General features: G+C 46.5%; 14 protein-coding genes. 6 read left to right on the forward strand and 8 right to left on the reverse strand.

The window, feature by feature from the left end; genetic code table 11:
* Positions 1–7: 7 nt before the first annotated feature.
* The 3 genes from rapZ to mgtE all read left to right on the forward strand — a co-directional run bounded on the left by rapZ (position 8) and on the right by mgtE (position 3,010).
* Entirely contained in the window at positions 8–871 is an 864-nt protein-coding gene (gene rapZ, locus ONE56_RS11605; protein ID WP_331438897.1) for an RNase adapter RapZ, read from the forward strand.
* Between the two features lie 2 nt (positions 872–873).
* Positions 874–1,149 carry an HPr family phosphocarrier protein gene (locus ONE56_RS11610; protein ID WP_041156684.1) on the forward strand — a complete coding sequence of 92 codons (276 nt, stop codon included), beginning with the start codon at positions 874–876 and terminating at the stop codon, positions 1,147–1,149.
* A gap of 505 nt (positions 1,150–1,654) precedes the next feature.
* Positions 1,655–3,010: a magnesium transporter gene (gene mgtE / locus ONE56_RS11615; protein WP_331438898.1), complete on the forward strand. Its 1,356-nt coding sequence runs from the start codon at positions 1,655–1,657 to the stop codon at positions 3,008–3,010.
* 309 nt (positions 3,011–3,319) lie between these two features.
* On the opposite strand, the gene pmbA is transcribed toward mgtE, so the two are convergent.
* Positions 3,320–4,663 (reverse strand): metalloprotease PmbA, encoded by a 1,344-nt coding sequence (pmbA, locus tag ONE56_RS11620; protein ID WP_423839899.1) that lies wholly within the window; start codon positions 4,661–4,663, stop codon positions 3,320–3,322.
* Between the two features lie 110 nt (positions 4,664–4,773).
* Between pmbA and yjgA the strand changes: the two genes are divergently transcribed.
* Positions 4,774–5,301 (forward strand): ribosome biogenesis factor YjgA, encoded by a 528-nt coding sequence (gene yjgA, locus ONE56_RS11625; RefSeq protein ID WP_041156697.1) that lies wholly within the window; start codon positions 4,774–4,776, stop codon positions 5,299–5,301.
* An 87-nt stretch (positions 5,302–5,388) separates the two neighbouring features.
* Here yjgA and ONE56_RS11630 read toward each other — a convergent pair whose 3' ends face one another.
* On the reverse strand, positions 5,389–6,351 hold the full coding sequence (locus ONE56_RS11630; RefSeq protein ID WP_331438899.1) for a D-2-hydroxyacid dehydrogenase: 963 nt from the start codon (positions 6,349–6,351) through the stop codon (positions 5,389–5,391).
* Positions 6,352–6,390: 39 nt separating this feature from the next.
* A complete protein-coding gene (gene rluA / locus ONE56_RS11635) occupies positions 6,391–7,143 on the reverse strand; it encodes a bifunctional tRNA pseudouridine(32) synthase/23S rRNA pseudouridine(746) synthase RluA (protein WP_331438900.1) in 753 nt (250 codons plus the stop codon).
* Positions 7,144–7,518: 375 nt separating this feature from the next.
* On the opposite strand from rluA, the gene ONE56_RS11640 reads away from it, so the two are divergent.
* Complete coding sequence (locus ONE56_RS11640; protein WP_331438901.1) at positions 7,519–8,790, forward strand: divalent metal cation transporter; 1,272 nt, start codon at positions 7,519–7,521, stop codon at positions 8,788–8,790.
* Between the two features lie 87 nt (positions 8,791–8,877).
* Here ONE56_RS11640 and rapA read toward each other — a convergent pair whose 3' ends face one another.
* Positions 8,878–11,787, reverse strand: coding sequence for an RNA polymerase-associated protein RapA (gene rapA / locus ONE56_RS11645; RefSeq protein ID WP_423839900.1), 2,910 nt, complete (start codon positions 11,785–11,787; stop codon positions 8,878–8,880).
* Positions 11,788–12,364: 577 nt separating this feature from the next.
* Here rapA and ONE56_RS11650 point away from each other — a divergent pair.
* A complete protein-coding gene (locus tag ONE56_RS11650; RefSeq protein ID WP_041156693.1) occupies positions 12,365–13,741 on the forward strand; it encodes a PhoH family protein in 1,377 nt (458 codons plus the stop codon).
* Between the two features lie 91 nt (positions 13,742–13,832).
* Here ONE56_RS11650 and ONE56_RS11655 read toward each other — a convergent pair whose 3' ends face one another.
* The 4 genes from ONE56_RS11655 to ONE56_RS11670 all read right to left on the reverse strand — a co-directional run bounded on the left by ONE56_RS11655 (position 13,833) and on the right by ONE56_RS11670 (position 20,460).
* Entirely contained in the window at positions 13,833–14,135 is a 303-nt protein-coding gene (locus ONE56_RS11655) for a hypothetical protein (protein WP_423839901.1), read from the reverse strand.
* A 126-nt stretch (positions 14,136–14,261) separates the two neighbouring features.
* On the reverse strand, positions 14,262–15,707 hold the full coding sequence (tldD, locus tag ONE56_RS11660) for a metalloprotease TldD (RefSeq protein WP_331439106.1): 1,446 nt from the start codon (positions 15,705–15,707) through the stop codon (positions 14,262–14,264).
* 11 nt (positions 15,708–15,718) lie between these two features.
* On the reverse strand, positions 15,719–16,540 hold the full coding sequence (locus ONE56_RS11665) for a carbon-nitrogen hydrolase family protein (RefSeq protein WP_331439105.1): 822 nt from the start codon (positions 16,538–16,540) through the stop codon (positions 15,719–15,721).
* Positions 16,541–16,578: 38 nt separating this feature from the next.
* The gene (locus ONE56_RS11670; RefSeq protein WP_423839902.1) at positions 16,579–20,460 is read right to left on the reverse strand and encodes a YhdP family protein; all 3,882 of its coding nucleotides are present in this window, start codon (positions 20,458–20,460) and stop codon (positions 16,579–16,581) included.
* Positions 20,461–20,465 lie beyond the last annotated feature (5 nt).

The raw sequence follows: 20,465 nt of genomic DNA on the forward strand, positions 1-20,465 counted from the left end.
TTTAACCATGCGATTAATCGTTGTTAGCGGGCATTCTGGTGCAGGCAAGAGCGTGGCACTGCGTGTACTAGAAGATTTAGGTTACTACTGTGTGGATAATCTACCGGTTAATCTTCTTGATGCCTTTGTCCAGTCCGTCGCTGATAGCAAGCAGAATGTTGCGGTCAGTATCGACATCCGCAATATACCGAAAAAGCTCAAAGAGTTGACCGGTACGCTGGAAAAGCTAAAGGCCGAGCATGATCTCACGATGCTTTTCTTAGATGCCGATAAGGAAACGCTGCTCAAACGTTACAGTGAAACCCGTCGAATCCACCCTTTGTCTATTGGTAGTCAATCACTTTCTCTTGATCAAGCAATCGAGCGAGAAAAAGAAATTTTGCGTCCTCTAAAATCTCATGCAGACTTACTGCTCAATAGCAGTGGGCAATCACTACATGAATTGAGTGAAACGGTACGCGTGCGAGTTGAAGGAAGAGACCGTAAAGAACTGGTCATGGTTTTTGAATCTTTTGGTTTTAAGTACGGGTTACCCTCTGATGCTGACTATGTGTTTGATGTGCGCTTTTTACCAAATCCTCATTGGGAACCAGGACTACGTCCTATGACAGGACTTGATGGCCCAGTTGCTGCGTTTTTAGAGCAACATCAATCGGTACTGAGCCTTAAGTATCAAATCGAAAGCTTTATCGAAACCTGGCTACCAATGCTAGAAAAGAACAATCGCAGTTATCTGACGGTTGCCATTGGTTGCACTGGTGGTAAACACCGCTCTGTCTACCTTACACAAAAAATTGGTGAATACTTCGCAACGAAAGGGCATCAAGTTCAAGTCCGCCACACATCGCTAGAAAAAAATCCCAAGGAGTAAACGTGGAAGTCAGTCGTAAAGTTCTTATTCAAAATCGTCTCGGCCTACATGCTCGTGCAGCGGTGAAACTTGTCGAACTGGCTCAAAGTTTTGATGCGATCATTACGATTGACAATGAAGAAGACAAAACCGCTACAGCCGACAGTGTCATGGGTTTATTGATGTTAGAATCCGCGCAAGGTGAATACGTGACGATCCATGCTAATGGGTCGCAAGCGGAGCAAGCCTTAGATGCCGTTTGTCACCTTATTGAAGATAAGTTTGATGAAGGGGAATAAAACAAGGTCCTAGGTTGAAAACAAGGTCCTAGGAAAACACAGGTTCTAGGTCCTAGAAAAACAAGGAATACGGGACGCTGCGCTTACAGATTACAGAAAAATCAGATTAATATTCATTAAAATCAGCAACTTCAGTCATTCCAGCGGGCTCAAGCGAGACTAGGAATCTACTCACGACTAGGGCGCTGCTGAAACTAACACCGCAAACACCTACATACTCGAAGGCTAGATTCTGAATCACTCTCCTTCGTCGCTGTTCAGAAAGACGAATTTCAGCCATAGTGCTCAGTAATCTGTATTCCCAAACTGCAAACACAAATGCCAACAAAGGAGCACCGAAGCCTCGAGTAATACACCTAGGAACTAGGACCTGCTTTTTACCTAGGACCTTTCCCCTCCCCTTTCTGAAATTAATTTTCCCTACTTTCACAAGTTGTTATTAAAAGGCTCCTAGAATTAAGTTATTATTCAACCCATTGTAACTATCAGGAAGTAGGAGGAAAAAGTGGAAGAGCAAATTGAATTCGACCAAGCTCACCAAGCCCTCCAAGAAGTCACAGAAGCACTGGAAAATGGTCGCTTCGTTCATGTTCGTCGTCAATTACAGGACATGGAACCTGAGGATATCGCTCACCTTTTAGAAGCCTCGCCGCGTAAAAGTCGTGAAGTGCTTTGGCAACTTACCGATCCAGAAGACTACGGTGAAATTCTTGACGAGCTCAACGAAGACGTTAAAGACAGTCTCGTGTCCAAAATGGCCCCTGAAGCGCTTGCAGAAGCGACGGAAGGTATGGACACCGATGATGTTGCTTACGTGCTGCGTAGCTTGCCCGATGACCTGTCCCGTGAAGTTCTTTCTCAGATGGACTCTTCTGACCGATTACGTGTCGAAACCGCGCTATCATACCCAGAGGATACCGCTGGTGGGCTAATGAACACCGACGTTATCACCATACGTGGTGACGTTGATGTCGACGTTGTCTTGCGTTATTTACGAATGAAAGGCGAGCTGCCAGAAGCCACCGATGCTTTATATGTTATTGATGAAGAAAGTAAACTGATTGGTGAACTGCCCATTACTCTGCTAATCACCACTCAGCCAGATGTGAAGATTGTCGATATCATGGAAGACGCAGATGAAGCCATCACCGTCGATACCAGCGATTCCGACGTTGCTAGCTTATTCGAACGTCGAAACTGGGTATCAGCTCCGGTCGTAGATGAGAATCAGCACCTCGTGGGTCGTATTACTATCGATGACGTGGTCGACGTTATCCGAGAAGATGCTGAGCACTCCATGATGAGCATGGCGGGTATGGATGACGACGAGGATACCTTCGCACCTGTCGTTAAATCAGCACGTAAGCGTAGCATTTGGTTAGGCGCAAATGTTCTGGCTGCCCTAGCGGCCGCTTCTGTTTCTAACATGTTTGAAGCAACGCTAGATCAAATGGCTGCCATCGCAGTTTTAATGACTATCGTGCCATCGATGGGAGGCGTTGCGGGTAATCAAACAGTTGCACTGGTTATTCGTGGTCTTGCGCTCGGCCATATCGGTGATTCCAACAAACGTGAACTGTTAATGAAGGAAGCCGCAATCGGTTTTCTTAACGGTATCATGTGGGCGCTTATCATTGGCGGTATCGTTGTCGCATGGAAAGGAAACTGGATGTTGGGCGGTATTATTTCTGCAGCCATGATGACCAACTTGTTGGTCGCTGGTATTGCAGGGGTTACTATTCCGATTCTACTGAAAAAGATGAATATAGACCCAGCTCTAGCGGGAGGAATGGCGTTAACCACCGTCACCGATGTGATTGGTCTGTCGGTGTTCCTTGGACTGGCAACGATTATGATTTAAAAGATTTGAGGGCCTAGGAATTAGAGGAGCTAGGATCCTAGGTTCTAGGCCCTAGAGGTGGTATCCGAAGCTTCGGTATATCTTTGTTAACATTGGTATTTGTTGTTTGGAAATGCAGATTACGGAATACAGATGACAACCTCACCTAGAATCTAGGACCTTTCTTTTCCCTAGGACCTTTTCTGTATTCCGTAAGCGCAGCGCTCGGTAACCCAAAACCAAAAGTGCCAAACATCTCCGTTTGGCACAATAGTTTCAACAACCTCACCTAGAACCTAGGACCTTTGTTTATCCCTAGGACCTAATCATCTACTCTCCTGCCACCTTCATCTTATCAAGCAAGATAGAACCGGTTTGGATTTGCGAACGTGTTTCTACATCGCTGCCGACTGCAACGATCTTATTGAACATATCCTTCAGGTTTCCAGCAATGGTGATCTCAGACACTGGGTATTGAATTTCACCGTTTTCAACCCAGAAACCAGCGGCGCCGCGTGAGTAATCACCAGTCACAACGTTCACGCCTTGTCCCATCACCTCAGTCACTAATAGACCAGTACCCAGCTCTTTCAGCATTTGCTCAAAATTCTGACCTGTCGTTTTGACGTACCAGTTATGAATACCGCCAGCATGACCCGTTGGTTGCATATTCATTTTACGTGCTGCGTAGCTGGTCAGCAGGTAAGTCGCAAGCACGCCGTCGGTGATAATCTCACGATCTTGAGTGTAGACACCTTCACTGTCGAACGGGCTAGATGCTAAACCACGCAAGACATGTGGACGCTCAGAAATGTTGAACCACTCGGGTAAAATTTGTTTGTTCAGATGATCGAGAAGGAAGGAAGATTGACGGTATAAATTTCCCCCACTGATCGCCATGACTAAGTGACCAATTAACCCGGTTGCGACATCCGCAGCAAACATAATTGGATAATGGCCTGTTTTTAGACGCTGCGCATCCAAGCGGTTAATTGTGTTTTCCGCAGCTTTACGTCCGACTATCTCTGGTGTCCATAAATCATCACGATGGCGCGCCACTGTGTAGCTGTAATCACGCTCCATCTCACCATTTTGTCCAACGCCAATCACACAACAACTCGTACTGTGGCGGCTAGAAGCATAACTGGCGAGTAAACCATGGCTATTACCGTAGACTTTCACGCCGTAATGACTATCGTAACTGGCGCCATCACTTTGCTTGATCGCACTGTTATAGCTCAATGCTTCTTTTTCAGCCGCAATCGCGACTTCAGCGGCGTAGTCAGGATCTGGAGAGTCAGGGTGAAATAAATCCAAATCAGGAATATTATCAACCATGAACTCTTTTGCAGCAGGGCCAGCGAAAGGATCTTCAGATGTGTAATGTGCTATATCCAGCGCGGCTTTTACGGTTTGCTCAATCGCTTGTTCACTCAAGTCTGACGTAGAAGCACTGCCCTTACATTGACCTCGGTAAACGGTGATGCCAAGCGCGCCATCACTGTTGAATTCGACATTTTCGACATCCCCCATTCGGGTAGAAACACTAAGCCCAGTACTCTTAGTAATTGCGACTTCTGCGGCATCCGACTTTGCTGAAGCCAGCTTTAAGGCTTGTGCGACGGCGTGTTCTAGCTCGGTACGTTGCTCAGCAACCTGCTGTTTAATATCCATTGTCTTTCACATCTTGTCTTCAATGCACAATAGGATAACAAGAATTTCGCTTTCTCCCCACGATTCTTGTTAAAATAGTCATAATATTAATCAAAACACAGGCAACTGAAATGGCACGTAAGAATCAAAAAGCGCCATGGGAACCAGAAGAAGAAATCATCTGGGTAAGTAAATCCGAGATGAAGCGCGACATGGAAGAGCTGCAAAAGCTGGGCGAAGAGCTTGTTGGCCTAAAACCATCCGTTCTAGAAAAGTTTCCATTGAGTGAAGACCTGCGAGAAGCAATTGCCGATGCGCAACGCTTTAAAAATGAAGCGCGTCGTCGCCAACTGCAACGTATCGGTAAACTGATGCGCTATGAAGACCCAGAACCTATCCAAGCCGCATTGGATAAGATTCGTAACAAACACTCTCAGTTGACTGCGGTATTCCACAAGCTGGAAGCGCTGCGTGACCGTGTGGTTGAAGAAGGGGATAAAGCGATTGATGACGTTATGGAAATGTACCCAGAAGCAGACCGTCAACGCCTACGTCAACTCGCTCGCCAAGCGGCAAAAGAGAAACAAGCTGGTAAGCCTGCAAAAGCATACCGTGAAATCTTCCAGATCCTTAAAGGGCTCAACGAAGAAGAGTTTTAATTCGACGCTTCGATTTTAATAAAAACTCGCTCTTAACAAAAAAGCAGACATCAATGTCTGCTTTTTTATCTGACCTGTCTTAACGCTTTACACTAGCCGATTAAGCGCTTCTCCACGTTCAAACGCGTTAATATTTTCAATCAAGATATTCGCTAAGTTCTGAATCGACGAATCACTGCCCCACGCCACATGCGGTGTGAGCAGTAAGTTAGGCAAATTCATATTGGCAATCAACGGATTACTTTCATCCGCAGGCTCTTGAGTAAAGACATCAAACCCTGCCCCCGCAATAGTGCCAGATTTTAGCGCATCAATCGTTGCCTGCTCATTAACCAAACCACCACGCCCTGTATTAATCAGAATCGCTGTCGCTTTCATCATCTGGAACTCAGTTTCTCCAATCGCATTGCGCGTATGTTCGTTCAAAGGACAATGTAACGTAATCGCATCAGAACGTTTGAGTACCTCGTCAAACGGCACATAGTTTTCCCGACACTCAGACGCGCCTTTTCGCTCAGCAAATAATACCTGCATACCCAATGCCTTCGCTAGCTGCGCGGTTGCTTGGCCCAAAGCGCCACTGCCAATGATACCTAAAGTGCTACCACCAATGTCGCCAATAGGGTGCGTAAAAAAACAAAATTGCTTGTTGCGTTGCCACTCACCTGCAGCGATATCTTGATGATAACCAAACAGGTTTCGACGTAAAGCGAATAACATAGCAATCACATGTTCAGGAACCGAACGAGTGGCATACCCTTGTACATTCGCCACCGCAATATTGTGATTTGCGCAATAATCCACATCCACGTTATTAAACCCTGTGGCCGCGACAGCAATCATACGCAACTTAGGAAGCTGTTCCAGCACATGTTGGTCAATTACAGCTTTATTCGTGATGACAATATCCGCTTCGAGAAGCCGTTCAACGACTTGCTCTGGCGATGTGAGATCGTATTCGATCCAATGATGCTCAAAGCTAGGGCGTGGCACCTGAATGTGTTCAGGGATAGTAGCGCGGTCGAGAAAAACAACATTCGGCAATGACATAACAACTCCTTGTTCACTGCCCAGGAAAAACGAAGATAACTATGGATGAGGCAGTGTTTTGTAATCTGGTAATGTACGCTCTGGTGTGAAATAGTCAAAGATCATCGTTTCGGCTTGAGGATAAAAGTCACACGGCACAAATACTTGGCTTAAGTCGTGTGATTCAGGGTGATAGAAACTCAGTTCCGCAGCATGCAGTTCCAAACGGCTTGAGAACGCGAGGGCCTCTGCACTTGCATAAAACTCATCGCCAACAATCGGATAGCCTAGCGCTTGCATGTGCACTCTCAGTTGATGAGAGCGCCCGGTGATGGGTAACAAACGGACAATCGTTGTTTCTTCTCCCGTCGTGTGCACCTCTCGTTTTACTGTCTGAAATACGGTTTGAGAAGGTTTACCATCTTGAAAACACACCTTCTGCCTCGGTCGATTAGGCCAGTCACAAATTAATGGAAGATCGATTTCACCTTGTTGTTGTTCAATATGTCCCCACACTCGTGCGTAATAAACTTTATGGGTCAAACGGTACTGGAACTGCTTTTTGAGTGCCCGCTCAGCCGTTTTATTTTTGGCGAGTAACATCAATCCAGAAGTCGACATATCCAAACGATGTACTACTTGAATATCTGGGTATGACGCTTTTAAACGGCTCCACATGCTATCGTAATGCTCCGCTAATCGTCCCGGTACGGATAGCAAGCCCGAAGGTTTATTCACGGCAAGGATATCTTCATCTTCAAAAACGATATCAATCCAAGGGTCTGTAGGAGGCGTATATTCAAGCATTGCCATCGGTGAAGTCTCATCAAAATAAAATCGACGCGATTATAACGACCTCGGTTCCAGAACGCATTGCATTTGAACGCAACACTACAAAAGTCTGGCAGAAATTAAAAAGTCAATAAGCAAAAAGAAAATAAAATAGTTTGCTATGTAAAATTAGTTTGACAATGTAAGCGATAAATTTATAGAGTGCAGAAGTAAGCCTGCAACACCAGCAGTACCACACTCTGGATGTGCCAACATAAAGTCTAACCAGGTTCAAACACATCATTTAAAACATTACCGTCGCGCTCGCACCATGACTTCCGCCGTTCATTTGAAATCATCCGGTGCAGTGCCTACCAAGACCTCTTGGATACAATTAAAATAACAAGGAAATGAAGCATGGATTCCGCAATACCAACACAAAAGCCACCCCAATCTAAACTCTCCTTATTTTTTCGCTCGCTAGGTCCTGGCATTCTTATGGCCTCAGCAGCCGTCGGTGGCTCTCACCTCGTGGCGTCTACAAAAGCCGGCGCTATCTATGGCTGGCAACTTGCTGGACTGATTCTGCTGGTCAACTTTTTCAAATACCCTTTTTTCCGAGCAGGCGTGCAGTACACCATGGGCACAGGCAATACACTCGTAGAAGGCTATGCCAAAATGGGGCGGTCTTACTTGTGGGTATTTCTCTTTTTAAGCGCGGTATCCGGCGTCATTAATACCGCTGCGTTATTAATGTTCAGTGCCAGCTTACTTGGTTATTTCGTTCCTTTTTCTTTATCCATGGCCTCGTTGAGTTGCATCGTGATTGTGACTTGCTTGTTGATCCTGTTAGCAGGTCACTACAAAGCATTAGATACTCTCTCTAAAGTGATCATGTCGGTACTCACAATCTCGACGTTACTTGCCGTCGCTATAGCATTCGGAAGCCCGGTTGAGCAAGTTGCGAACTTCGAGCCACCTTCACCTTGGTCGATTGCAGCCATTGGCTTTATTGTCGTCACCATGGGCTGGATGCCTGCACCTATCGAAATTTCATGCCTAACTTCAGCTTGGTTAAAGCGTCAAGCCAGTGAGCAAGAAGTGACGCCCCGTTCTGCGTTGTTTGATTTTAACGTTGGTTACATTGGTACAGCATTGCTTGCCATTGTGTTTGTATCGCTCGGTTCATTAATGTTGTATGGCTCAGGTGTTGAACTGCAAAGTTCTGGTGTCGGCTTCTCCCACCAGCTTGTAGGTTTATACGCCTCAACCATTGGTGAGTGGTCTCGATACCTGATTGCAGTGATTGCGTTCTTCTGCATTTTCGGCAGTACCATTACCGTTATTGATGGTTACTCGCGCGTTGTTTCAGACGCTCAACGTTTGCTGCGTTCACAGCCAGACACCAATCCTAAAACAACGTCAACGATCATGATCGTTATCTCGGCACTGGCATTAGGCATTGTCATTTTTTGGGCATCAGCATTGTTGCCAATGCTGAACTTCGCCATGATCCTGGCCTTTATGACCACGCCATTCTTTGCGCTGTTGAACTACATACTGGTGAGTAAAACCGATTTGCCGAAAACGTTAGCCGTAGGACGCAAACTGAAGTGGCTATCAATGGCGGGGCTAGTTTACCTTTTCGGCTTCTTAGCGGTATTTATTTGGTGGAAATGGTTGATGTAATTACACCACATCAACCAATAAAAAAGCGTAGAAAAAAGGCCTTCAAAATGAAGGCCTTTTGCTTGGTTTGTGCCAATGAATTCAAGTTTAGTTATGGCTGACCACAATCAAACGCAGAGAATCCAGTTGAACCTGAGCTTGGTTGATGTAACCCGTCAATGCTTTTATTTGCTCTTCTATCGCTTCAAGCTCTTCATCTCGTATGTTCGGGTTGACCGCTTTCAGAGCTTGTAAACGCTCCAACTCCGCATTCAGACTTTGCTGCATATCGTGATGTGCTTGTTTACGCACCTCTTCGACTTTTTGCTCAATCAGTTCATCCCCCGCTTCAATCAAGCGATGCACATCTTTTTGCACGGAGGTGACTAACTTGCTTCCTAGGTGACGATTGACGGGACTTAGCTGACGGTTGAAGCTTTCAAATTCAACTTGCGCAGACAAATCATTGCCACGCGCATCCATCATCAGGCGGATAGGTGTCTTCGGCAAGAAGCGAGCAATACCGCTGCGTTTTGGTGCTTGTGCATCAACCGCATAAATAAGTTCAACTAGAATCGTCCCCACTGGCAACGCTTTATTTTTTAATAAAGAAACGGCAGATGCCCCAACACCTTCACTCATCAGGAGATCAATCCCTCCTTGAATCATCGGGTGCTCCCAACTAATAAAGTGCATATCTTCACGCGATAACGCAGTTTCACGATCAAAAGTGATCGTCGCCCCTTCATATGGCAGACCTGGATAGCTTGGTACCATCATGTGCTCTGACGGAGTTACAACAAGCGCATTTTCACCTTTGTCGTCTTGGTTCAAACCGATGGTATCAAACAGGGACAACGCGAATGTCACCAAGTTGGTATCACCATCGGTAGACTCAATTTTCTCAACGATTTTCTGCGCTTTTTCTCCACCATTGGAGTGCATTTCGAGCAGACGATCACGGCCGTGCTCCAATTGCGATTTAAGCTCTTTATTCATTTTGGCGGACGCTTCAATAATGTCCTCAAGCGGAGTCGCATCCCCCGAGGCCAGCATTTCAATCAGAGCTTCCGAATACTCATCGTAAACGGCTCGGCCTGTTGGACAGGTTTCCGCAAAAGCATTCAAACCTTCATCAAACCAACGCGCGAGAATCGCTTGTGATGTTCCTTTTAGGTAAGGAACATGGATGTCGATGTCGCGGTTTTGACCAATACGATCCAAGCGACCAATACGTTGCTCAAGCAAGTCTGGATTAAAAGGCAAATCGAACATGACAAGCTGGTTCGCAAACTGGAAGTTACGACCTTCTGAGCCTATTTCACTACAGATAAGCACCTGTGCTCCGCCTTCTTCCTGAGCAAAATACGCCGCTGCTTTGTCACGCTCAAGAATAGACATGCCTTCATGAAAAACCGTAGCGCGGATGCCTTCACGCTCACGTAACGCTTGCTCTAGCTGTAAAGCGGTACTCGCACGTGATGCGATCACCAGAATCTTTTCGCTGCGTTTTTCTTTTACTTTGTCTAACAACCAGTTCACTCGAGAGTCGAACTGCCACCAGCTTGACTCATCCCCTTCGAACTCTTGGAAGACTTCTTCTGGGTAAAGGTTCTTCATTGCACGAGCTTCAGGGCTAATCTTGCCACCGATCATCCCGGCAACACGCATAGAGGTCGTGTATTGTGGTGGAATGTCCATTGGCATCAAATGCACGTTTCGCTTCGGAAAGCCTTTGACAGCTGCGCGCGTGTTACGGAAAAGAACGCGTCCCGTACCGTGACGGTCCATCAGGTTGTCGATCAGTTCCTGACGTGCAGCCGCTTTGGACTCTTCATCTGTGTTGCTTTCAATGATCCGGAAAAGCGGTTCCACATCTTGTTCAGACAACAACTCAGTGATCTGATTTTTTGCCTCATTCGGCAACTTCCCTTCAGAGAAGAGAGAGGTAATCGCGTCGGCAACTGGGGCGTATTGCTCCTCTTCCTCAACAAAGGCTGCGTAATCGTAAAAACGATCTGGATCCAGAAGACGCAGGCGGGCGAAATGACTTTCACGACCCAATTGTTCTGGTGTGGCTGTTAGCAGTAGCACACCAGGCGTACGCTCAGCTAAGCCTTCCACCACTTGATATTCCCGACTTGGTTTGTCTTGGCTCCACTCTAGGTGATGCGCCTCGTCAACGACCAACAGGTCCCACTCACCGTCAAGCGCTTGCTCAAAACGCTTACGGCTTTTACGCAGGAAGTCGAGCGAACACAGCACATATTGTTGGGTATCGAATGGGTTTTCCGCATCGGCAAATGCTTCGATACAACGCTCTTCGTCGAAGATAGAGAAATGCAAATTGAAACGGCGCATCATCTCAACAAGCCATTGGTGCTGAAGGGTTTCCGGTACCACAATTAGAATACGCTCAGCACGACCAGACAGGACCTGCTGGTGAATGATCATCCCCGCTTCGATGGTTTTACCGAGGCCTACTTCATCCGCAAGCAGAACACGCGGCGCGTGACGACGACCGACTTCATGAGCAATAAAAAGCTGGTGAGGGATAAGACCCGCACGCATACCACACAGACCACGCATTGGACTTTTGTGCTGCTCAAATTGATTGGTTAACGCTCGGTAACGCAGAACAAAGTTATCCATGCGATCAATTTGACCCGCGTACAATTTATCTTGAGGCTTATTGAAACGGATTTGGTTGCTGAGGAAAATTTCACGTAAGACAACCGCAGTTTCTTGAGTGTCTTCGCGCGTACCGAAGTAGGTGTATAACCCCTCGTCTTCCAGCACTTCTTCTACTTTTAGTGACCAACCTTCTTGGCAATCGATAACATCACCGACATTAAAGGTGACTCGGGTAACGGGTGCATCAGTTCGTGCGTAAACTCGGTTTTCTTCTGATGCTGCGAACATTAATGTCACGGTACGAGCATCCATTGCTACTACGGTACCTAAACCTAAATCGCTTTCCGTATCGCTAATCCAGCGCTGCCCCAAAGCAAATGTCATGAATGACTACCTCGTTGTTATTTCTTGATTCGTGTTTTGTTGGTCTTCACACGCCCCTTTCAAGGCATGGATAATAGTTTAGATCCGATTCTGGCTTCTGCTATATCGATTGAACTTACCGTACGTTGAATACAGAACCTAGTTTAGCCAATTCAGTATGATAAAACGGCCATAGCTTGCGCACAGAAAAAGGTCGCTAATCTTACTTGAAGCTGTGATTTAGGTCACGTCCAAACCGCTCTATGCACAAACTTTTTTTACGAAACTAGGAATGCAATCAAATTGTAAAAAACACATGACAATTATTAAGCTGCACCAAGAAATTATTACGTATACTTAGTTAGGAGCGCTTAAAATCATTGCATATCCCATCGCATGTAATTTAAACGCATTGGTACACGTTTAGGATCAACCCGGGTTTGCATACGTTGTCTTGCTACTCAGTTGCGCACTAAGCGACAAACGGTACAGTAGCTCGAAAACCTCTATTGCAAGCAATTAGAGTTAGGTCGTTTCTTCTATTTTTTGCGACTTAACCACTCGTAAGCAAAGCCATATTTGTTGGCAAGGAGACGCTATGGGCGATACGGATCGGAAACTGTTTGTACTCGACACCAATATCCTACTTCACGAACCCTTCGCAATTTACTCTTTTCAAGAACATGATGTCGTCATCCCGATGACCGTACTGGAAGAACTCGATAGAATCAAAGATAGCAAGCGGGACGTTGCGCGCGATGCACGTGTTGCCATTCGAGCTTTGGAAGATTTATTCAGAGACGCAACTCCGGATGAAATTTCGGAAGGCATTCCCGTCAACAAAGAAAACCCTAACCAAGGCACTATCTCTATTTTGGCGGATTTTGAATTGCAGGAAACCGTCAAAGCTTTCGCCGACAAAGCCGGTGACAATCGCATTCTCAATGCGGTGCTTTATCTGCAAAACAAACGGGCGCCACGTGAAGTTGTGCTTATCACTAAAGACATCAACATGCGTCTGCGCGCCAAAGGGGCAGGTGTACGCTTTGTAGAAGACTACCGCACCGATCAACTTATTGATGACATTCAATACCTGACCAAAGGCTTCCAACAACGAGAAGGCGAATTTTGGAGTGGTATTGAAGAGGTAGAAAGTTACTCCTTGGGTGGAAAAACTTATCATAAGCTTAGCCGAGAGCCTTTCGACCCGACTTTTATTAACCAATATATTATTGATGAAGATAGCGACTTTGCCGGCCGGGTGGAAACCATCAACGAAGACAAACTGACCCTGCTGGACCTCAGCCGCGAGCGCATGATGCATCGCCGTGCTTGGGACATCACGCCAAAGAATATTTATCAAGCGATGGCATTAGACTCGTTACTTGATCCTGAGATTGACTTAGTCATTCTGACAGGAGCTGCCGGTAGTGGTAAGACCCTACTCGCTATGGCAGCCGCTCTTGAACAAACCATTGAGAAAAAGATGTTCGACAAAATCATCGTCACGCGTAACACGCCTGATATTGGTGAATCGATAGGCTTCTTACCCGGTTCCGAAGAGGAAAAAATGATGCCATGGTTGGCAGCCGTGACTGACACATTAGAAGCGCTGCATAAGCATGATCACTGTACCGAAGGTTCAATGAAATACATCTGTGATAAGGCGAATATTCAGTTTAAATCAATAAACTTCATGCGAGGCCGTTCAATTCAAAATGCGTTTGTCTTGCTTGATGAATGCCAGAACTTAACGGCATCACAGATAAAAACTATCATTACCCGTTGTGGTGAAGGGACTAAAATTGTCTGTTCCGGTAACTTGGCTCAGATTGATTCCCACTACCTCACTCCGGTGACATCAGGTTTGACCTACATGGTTGAACGCTTTAAAAACTTTGAAGGCAGTTCGAACATTCACCTCAACGGCGTAGTACGCAGTCGCTTAGCAGAGTTTGCGGAAGAGAATATGTAACAAGAAAAGGGGCTAGGATCCTAGGTGAAAAGAAGGTTATAGGGTCCTAGGTCCTAGGTCCTAGGTCCTAGGAATACATGGAACGCTTCGCTTACGGAATACGGAATACGGAATACGGAATACGGAATACGGAATACGGAATACGGAATACGGAATACGGAATACGGAATACGGAATACGGAATACGGAATACGGAATACGGAATACGGAATACGGAATACGGAATACGGAATACGGAATACGGAATACGGAATACGGAATACGGAATACGGAATACGGAATACGGAATACGGAATACGGAATACGGAATACGGAATACGGAATACGGAATACGGAATACGGAATATTTTCGGTCACTGACATTCAGTGTCAAGCTCTTCCGTAATCTGGACACGAAGCGCTCCGTAACCCAAAACAACAAGCGTCAAACTCACCATTAAACACAGCAGTTTCAACAACCTCATCTAGGACCTAGGGCCTTTCTTTTACCTAGAACCTAACATCCCTAGGTCCTATATTCCTATTCCGTTCCACCTACCGTCAACGAGTCTAGCTTCAACGTTGGCTGGCCTACGCCAACAGGGACACTTTGCCCTGCTTTGCCACACACTCCGACGCCTTTATCAATGCTGAGGTCATTGCCGACCATAGAGACTTGCTGCATCGCTTCAATACCCGAGCCTATCAGTGTTGCACCTTTGACTGGGCGGGTGATTTTGCCATTTTCAATCAAGTAAGCTTCTGAAGCCGAAAACACAAACTTGCCTGAAGTGATATCCACCTGACCACCACCGAAGTTTGGCGCATACAACCCCTTTTCAACCGTAGAAATGATCTCTTCTGGCGTATGCTCACCCGGAAGCATGTAGGTATTGGTCATACGCGGCATCGGCAAGTGTGCGTAAGATTCACGACGACCGTTACCGGTTGGGTTAACGCCCATTAAACGCGCGTTCAGCTTATCTTGCATGTACCCTTTCAGCACACCATTTTCGATAAGCGTGTTGTATTGACCGTTCACACCTTCGTCGTCCACGTTAAGTGAGCCACGAAGATCTTTTAATGTACCATCATCGACGATCGTACATAGTGAAGACGTAACTTGTTGACCCATTTTGCCAGAAAAAACAGATGACTCCTTACGATTGAAGTCCCCCTCCAGGCCATGACCAACAGCCTCATGCAGCAACACACCAGGCCAGCCTGAACCTAGCACCACGGGCATCATACCCGCAGGAGCAGCTTCGGCTTGTAAGTTCACTAACGCCATACGAATCGCTTCATCAGCGTAATGAAACGCTTGCTTCACACCTTCCGTTTCAGACAAGAAAAAGTCGTAGCCAAAGCGGCCACCGCCACCAGCGCTACCGCGCTCACGACGTTCGCCTTTTTGTGCAAGCACACTAATAGACAAACGCACCAGAGGACGAACATCACCCGCATAGGTACCATCGGTTGCTGCAACTAGCATTTGTTCATATACGCCGCTGATACTGATCGAGACTTCTTTGACAAGTGGCTCTTTGGTACGAATATACGCATCAAGAGACTTAAGTAATTCGGTTTTTTGCTGCTTTTCCCACTCTGCTAACGGGTTAACATCAGCGTAGTAAGCTTGGTTGTCGGTGCGCTTAAACGCTTGAACTTTGCCACTTTGCCCTTTTTGAGCAATACCACGCGCAGCCATTGCACTCTGCTTCAGGCCTTCCGGCTGGATTTGATCAGAGTAAGCGAAACCTGTTTTCTCACCAGTTATCGCACGTACACCAACACCACAATCAATGTTAAAAGAGCCATCTTTGATGATGCTGTCTTCTAGAACCAGAGACTCGTGCCAGCTGGACTGAAAGTAAATGTCCGCATAATCGATCTGGCGTGTCGCGATGCTGGCAAGAGTGTCAGCAATATCTTGTTCTGTCAGACCATTGGGGGCAAGGAGTGCCTGTTCTATTTGGTTTGTGCTCATAGTTAGCTCTTTTATTTCCGTCTCATTTCGTTGTGAAAGCGACTGTGTTGAGTCAGCGGCATATTCTGCCTTACTTGCTGGCATTGTGACAAATCTATATCAGCAACCAACAAACCCGTTTGGTCTGCCAACTGGCTGTGGATTCGTCCCCATGGGTCAATCACCATCGAATGTCCCCAGGTTTTGCGACCACAAGGATGAGTGCCAGTTTGATTACTGGCCAGCACCCAACACTGGGTTTCAATTGCACGGGCACGCAGCAGGACTTCCCAGTGTGCTTCACCAGTAACAGCAGTAAACGCGGCGGGTACTACAATGATGGTCGCCCCCTCCAAACGCAGTTGTTTGTATAATTCAGGAAAACGCAGGTCATAGCAAATACTCAATCCCACACTGCCGATATCGGTTTCGGTCACCACCATTTGATTCCCTGGCGTAAACGTATCAGACTCTCGGTAGCTACCATGTCCATCAGCAACCTCAACGTCAAACATATGCAGTTTTTCATAGTGGGCAATGCACTTACCATGGGGGGATAACACCAACGTCGTTGTCGTCACGCCTCGCGCGGTTTGGATCGGCATGCTACCGACAATCAGCGTGATTTGATACTGTTTGGCAATCTTGGCTAAACGCTGCTGAATCGCGCCACTCCCTAACGGCTCTGCATAGTGATGATACGCGTCACGGTCGGCAAACAGCACCGAGTTTTCAGGGGTCAAAACTAGCTTCACGCCTTGCTGCGCAGCTTGGGCACACTGTTTATCGATAAACTCCAGGTTCGTTTCAACATCCGGACCCGATGTCATTTGAATAATGCCAACACGCTCCATGTGTTTCTCCTTTATTCTGTTGTCGCTGATAGAGTGAATTATTTCGCCTGTTCACGCAGCTTTTCTGGCAACTTATACTCGCCTTTGCTTCGTGAAATTTCTTTGACCGTTGGGGCATCTAATGGGCCTTTCACTTCATAGTTAACTTGCGTAAAGACCTCAACCACAGGAGAAATCACCGTCGAAATCGCTAGCACATACAATGCGGCTTGCGGAGCAACCGCGAATGCTGTCAACATGGGCAACCCAGAGGTAATATCTGGTGTGAATCGCACCTCAGCATCCACGAGTCGCGTATTAATATTGGCGATACCACGTAAACGCATTTCCCCAGCTAACGCATCCATAACGATGTCATTGGTAATGAATACGCCATCTTGAATCTTGCCCGTTCCCTTAATCGAGTTAAAGGCCATACCTTTGTCAAATACGTCGGTAAAATCGAGCTGCATTTTACGAATGATCGAGTCCAAGCTGAACAAACCTAACAATCGAGCAGCACCACTCACTTGACTGACGACGCCTTTGCCAAACTCAGTGGAGAGCTCACCTTGAAGTGTGTGAGTTTTCATAGACCAAGGTGCACCATCCCACTCTGCGCTGGTGTTAATTTCAAATGGTGCCTGCTGAATACCTGATGTAACACCAAAACGCTCCATCAAGTCAGTGTTGTTCTCACCGCTCATTTTTATGCTGACTGCAGAATGACTGCGTTCTTTTGTCAACGCCCACCATCCGCTCATATTAATACGGTTTTTTCCGCTGCTGAAGGTAACGTCATCCCATACCAGTCGGTTATCTTGCCGCTGCAGATCAACGTTGACCTTACCCACTTTGTAACCTTGCAACCAAAAATCGTCGATATTGAGTATTAAGTTTGGCATCTGTGCGTGAAGCTGACGATCAAAGTCGGTGATCAATGGTGCACTTTGATCATCACGAATGAACAGTGAGCTACGCTGGTCTGGGGCTTGTTCTAAGTCTGGAAGATAAAGATGCAGATTGTCCAGTGAGATCGATAAGCGATCTGGCTGAGCATAGGTGGCCTTACCCTTCGCCTCCTGGCTATTGATGTCAACTTGCCAGCTACGCGCTTTTTTATTCACTTTCACATCAACATCATGAAACTCGATATTTCCGAGTTTGAGCGTTTGTGCCCCCACGTCAACCTTAGTAGGCAGTGGGACGCTTGGTACTTTCATTCCTGCAAGTGCTGATGACTTGTCATCACTTGGCGGCACTTTGATCAAGTCAATCCAGCGCCCAATATCAAATTCATCAAGTCGAATCGATGCATCATGACCAACGATAGGACTCATTTTGAATCCTCCCGACCCCACCACCAAATGAGTAGCACTTAATACAGGAATATCTCCAGAGATATCGATTTCAGCTTGATATTTAGCATTGGGGATTTGGAGTTGCGCGGAGATACTCTCCTGGTTTCCTGAAGCCTGCAACTTCGCTTGTCCTGCTTCACCCACTTTTTTATCTAACGGGTAAGGATACTGACTCTCAACGCGATTTAACTGAGCTAAAACGTCGACTTGGTAGGTAAAGCCCACATCATTAAGTTGCAGATCAATGTCCATCTGCCACGGCGCATGTCCGGATAATAGCCCTAACCAACGTTCGCCAACATAAGGTTTGAGTGGCTCTACGTCCCAATCGCCTAACGTATCAATGGTCACGTTGTAGCCTTGTTCGGCACTTTCCCCACGAAAGTCGAGCGAAATGGGTTGGCCTAACAATTCTGCGGCAAGCCCAGATGTTGCCACCACATCGTTATCAAACGTAATCCGCCCCGTGGCTTTTTCCAACGTCATCGGCGGAGCTTCAATATCAACACGGTTATCGTTTAAGTCCGCATATCCCCATGCTCGCGATGTTTTGTCTGAGTCGAATGGGATAGTAAGCTGGAACTCAGAATACACTGGACCACTGACCTGAAGCGCAGTCAATGCGGCGCCAACAGAGTCAACTAACGGAGTCGACATCATATAATCACGCACTTCATTACCTGGCGCGCTGGCTTTGGCTTCAATTTCGATGTGTCCATCTTCTGCCAGTTGAGGAATTCGTCCCGTTATGCGCTCCGCTTTTACGCCATTGAGAATGGCGGATTTAGAGTCCAAGTACATGGCGTCATTTTCAAATAGGAGATCAAGCTGTAGATCAGTAATGGTTGGCCAAGAGGTTTCAAAGCTAAATTTAGCGTCTTTTAATCCCACCCATGCTTGGAACATGCCGTTGTTTTGTTGGTAAGGAAAGTCATTTAATGCGCCATACCAAAGCAATTTCGCGGTATTGACTTTACCGCCTTGAATTGCAGCAGAAAGATAGTCGGTCAGGTCTTGCCCTAACGCCAGTGTCGGCAAATATCGCCACGTTTCGCCTGCGTTGTAGAGATCCGCTTCGGCATAAAAGGACAAGAATGGGCTTTGGTTTTTAGGAAAATCTAAACGAAATGCACCTAACACTTGTAGATCAGGCGTTGCAACCGTCACTTTATCAGCCCACAAACGCCAGCCGAGTTCGTCTTGCTGCCAGACAATATCGACTTCACCTTGCTTGATGTTCAATGGCGCTTGAAAGACATCACCGTAAGGAAGAATCTCGTCAATGACTGTTACTTTGGCTTTCGCTTGGTGGATATTGCCAGAAACGCGCCCTTGAACATGTTGGAAGCCGGGCAAAAGTTGCCATTGCGTTAATCCCAATTCAGTCAATTCCGCTGAATAACGTAGAGATTCCCACTCACCGTTCATCGACAAGCGCATGTCTTCGATTCGACCTTGCGGTTCAAGCTTAGTAAGCAACTCCGTCGTGTTTTCGGACTCCGGAGCCAATTTGATTAAGGGAATTAACGCTGCGATATCTAGCTGAGAAAGGTTCAACCGCCATCCAGAGTCTTGCCAATCTAAGGCAACATCCAGTTCAGGCCAGAGCTGATTATCAGTACGAACAGTCAGTGAGTGACCATTTACTTTCCAGCCTTGATTATCTGGTTGTAACTTCAAAATGCCCGACTCAATAAACAGTGTATGACGGCCCTCTTCATTCCACACGAGTTCAGAAGGCTGAAGCTGTACATAAGCCTCATCTGGCCGGCTGTGTTCCAGGTTTAGCCAGGTGTTTACGCTCACTTTCCCTGATTCAATCCCCGACTCTCTTTTGATATCAGCGGTAAGCCAAGGGGCAACAGAGACGTCTTGAGCACTGACATAAAATTCTCCTGATACATCTCGCAGAGAGCCGTGGTCAATAAAGTCAGCGCTTACTAACAATGAGTTGAGGCTAGCATCGGCAATACTGACTGTGCCTTGCGCTAAATGTCGTTGACCTTGATTACTCCAACGCAGTTGCTCGATGTCGAGTCGACGAGTTTCACCGGATACCGATTTATACCAGATACGTGAGTTGCTAATCGTGAAGTCTTCAAACTGGCGTAGGAACAATGAGTCCAACTGGTCAATCAGTTCAACTTCATTGCTTTCTGCTCGAGGGGCATGTTCTTCACTACTGGACGTCGGCATCAGATCCAAAGAACGCATATCCAGTGCTAGATTGTGGATTGTGAGGTCCGCGACGACCGGTTTGAACTGGAGAATAGACTGGATTAAATCAAATTCAATTTGCAGCTTTTCGACCGCAAATCGCACGTCCTGGTTGTTGGGTAAGTTTGCCTCTAACCCTGTTAAATCTATGGATGGATGACTGTTACGCCATGCTCCAGCAACGCTGGTAATAGAAAAATCAAAACCTGTGTCTTGTTTAACCCAAGTTTTGATTTCATCTTGGAAGTGGTCAAGTTGTGGCAATGTGATGCGTAAAGTCGTGACCATGATGGCGACAACCACCAATACAATCGCTAAGCTCCACGCACAACAACGCCAAAAACGGTTAAAACCTGAAATCACAAATG

This window comes from Vibrio mytili (genome assembly GCF_049563345.1).
Lineage (GTDB): Bacteria > Pseudomonadota > Gammaproteobacteria > Enterobacterales > Vibrionaceae > Vibrio > Vibrio mytili.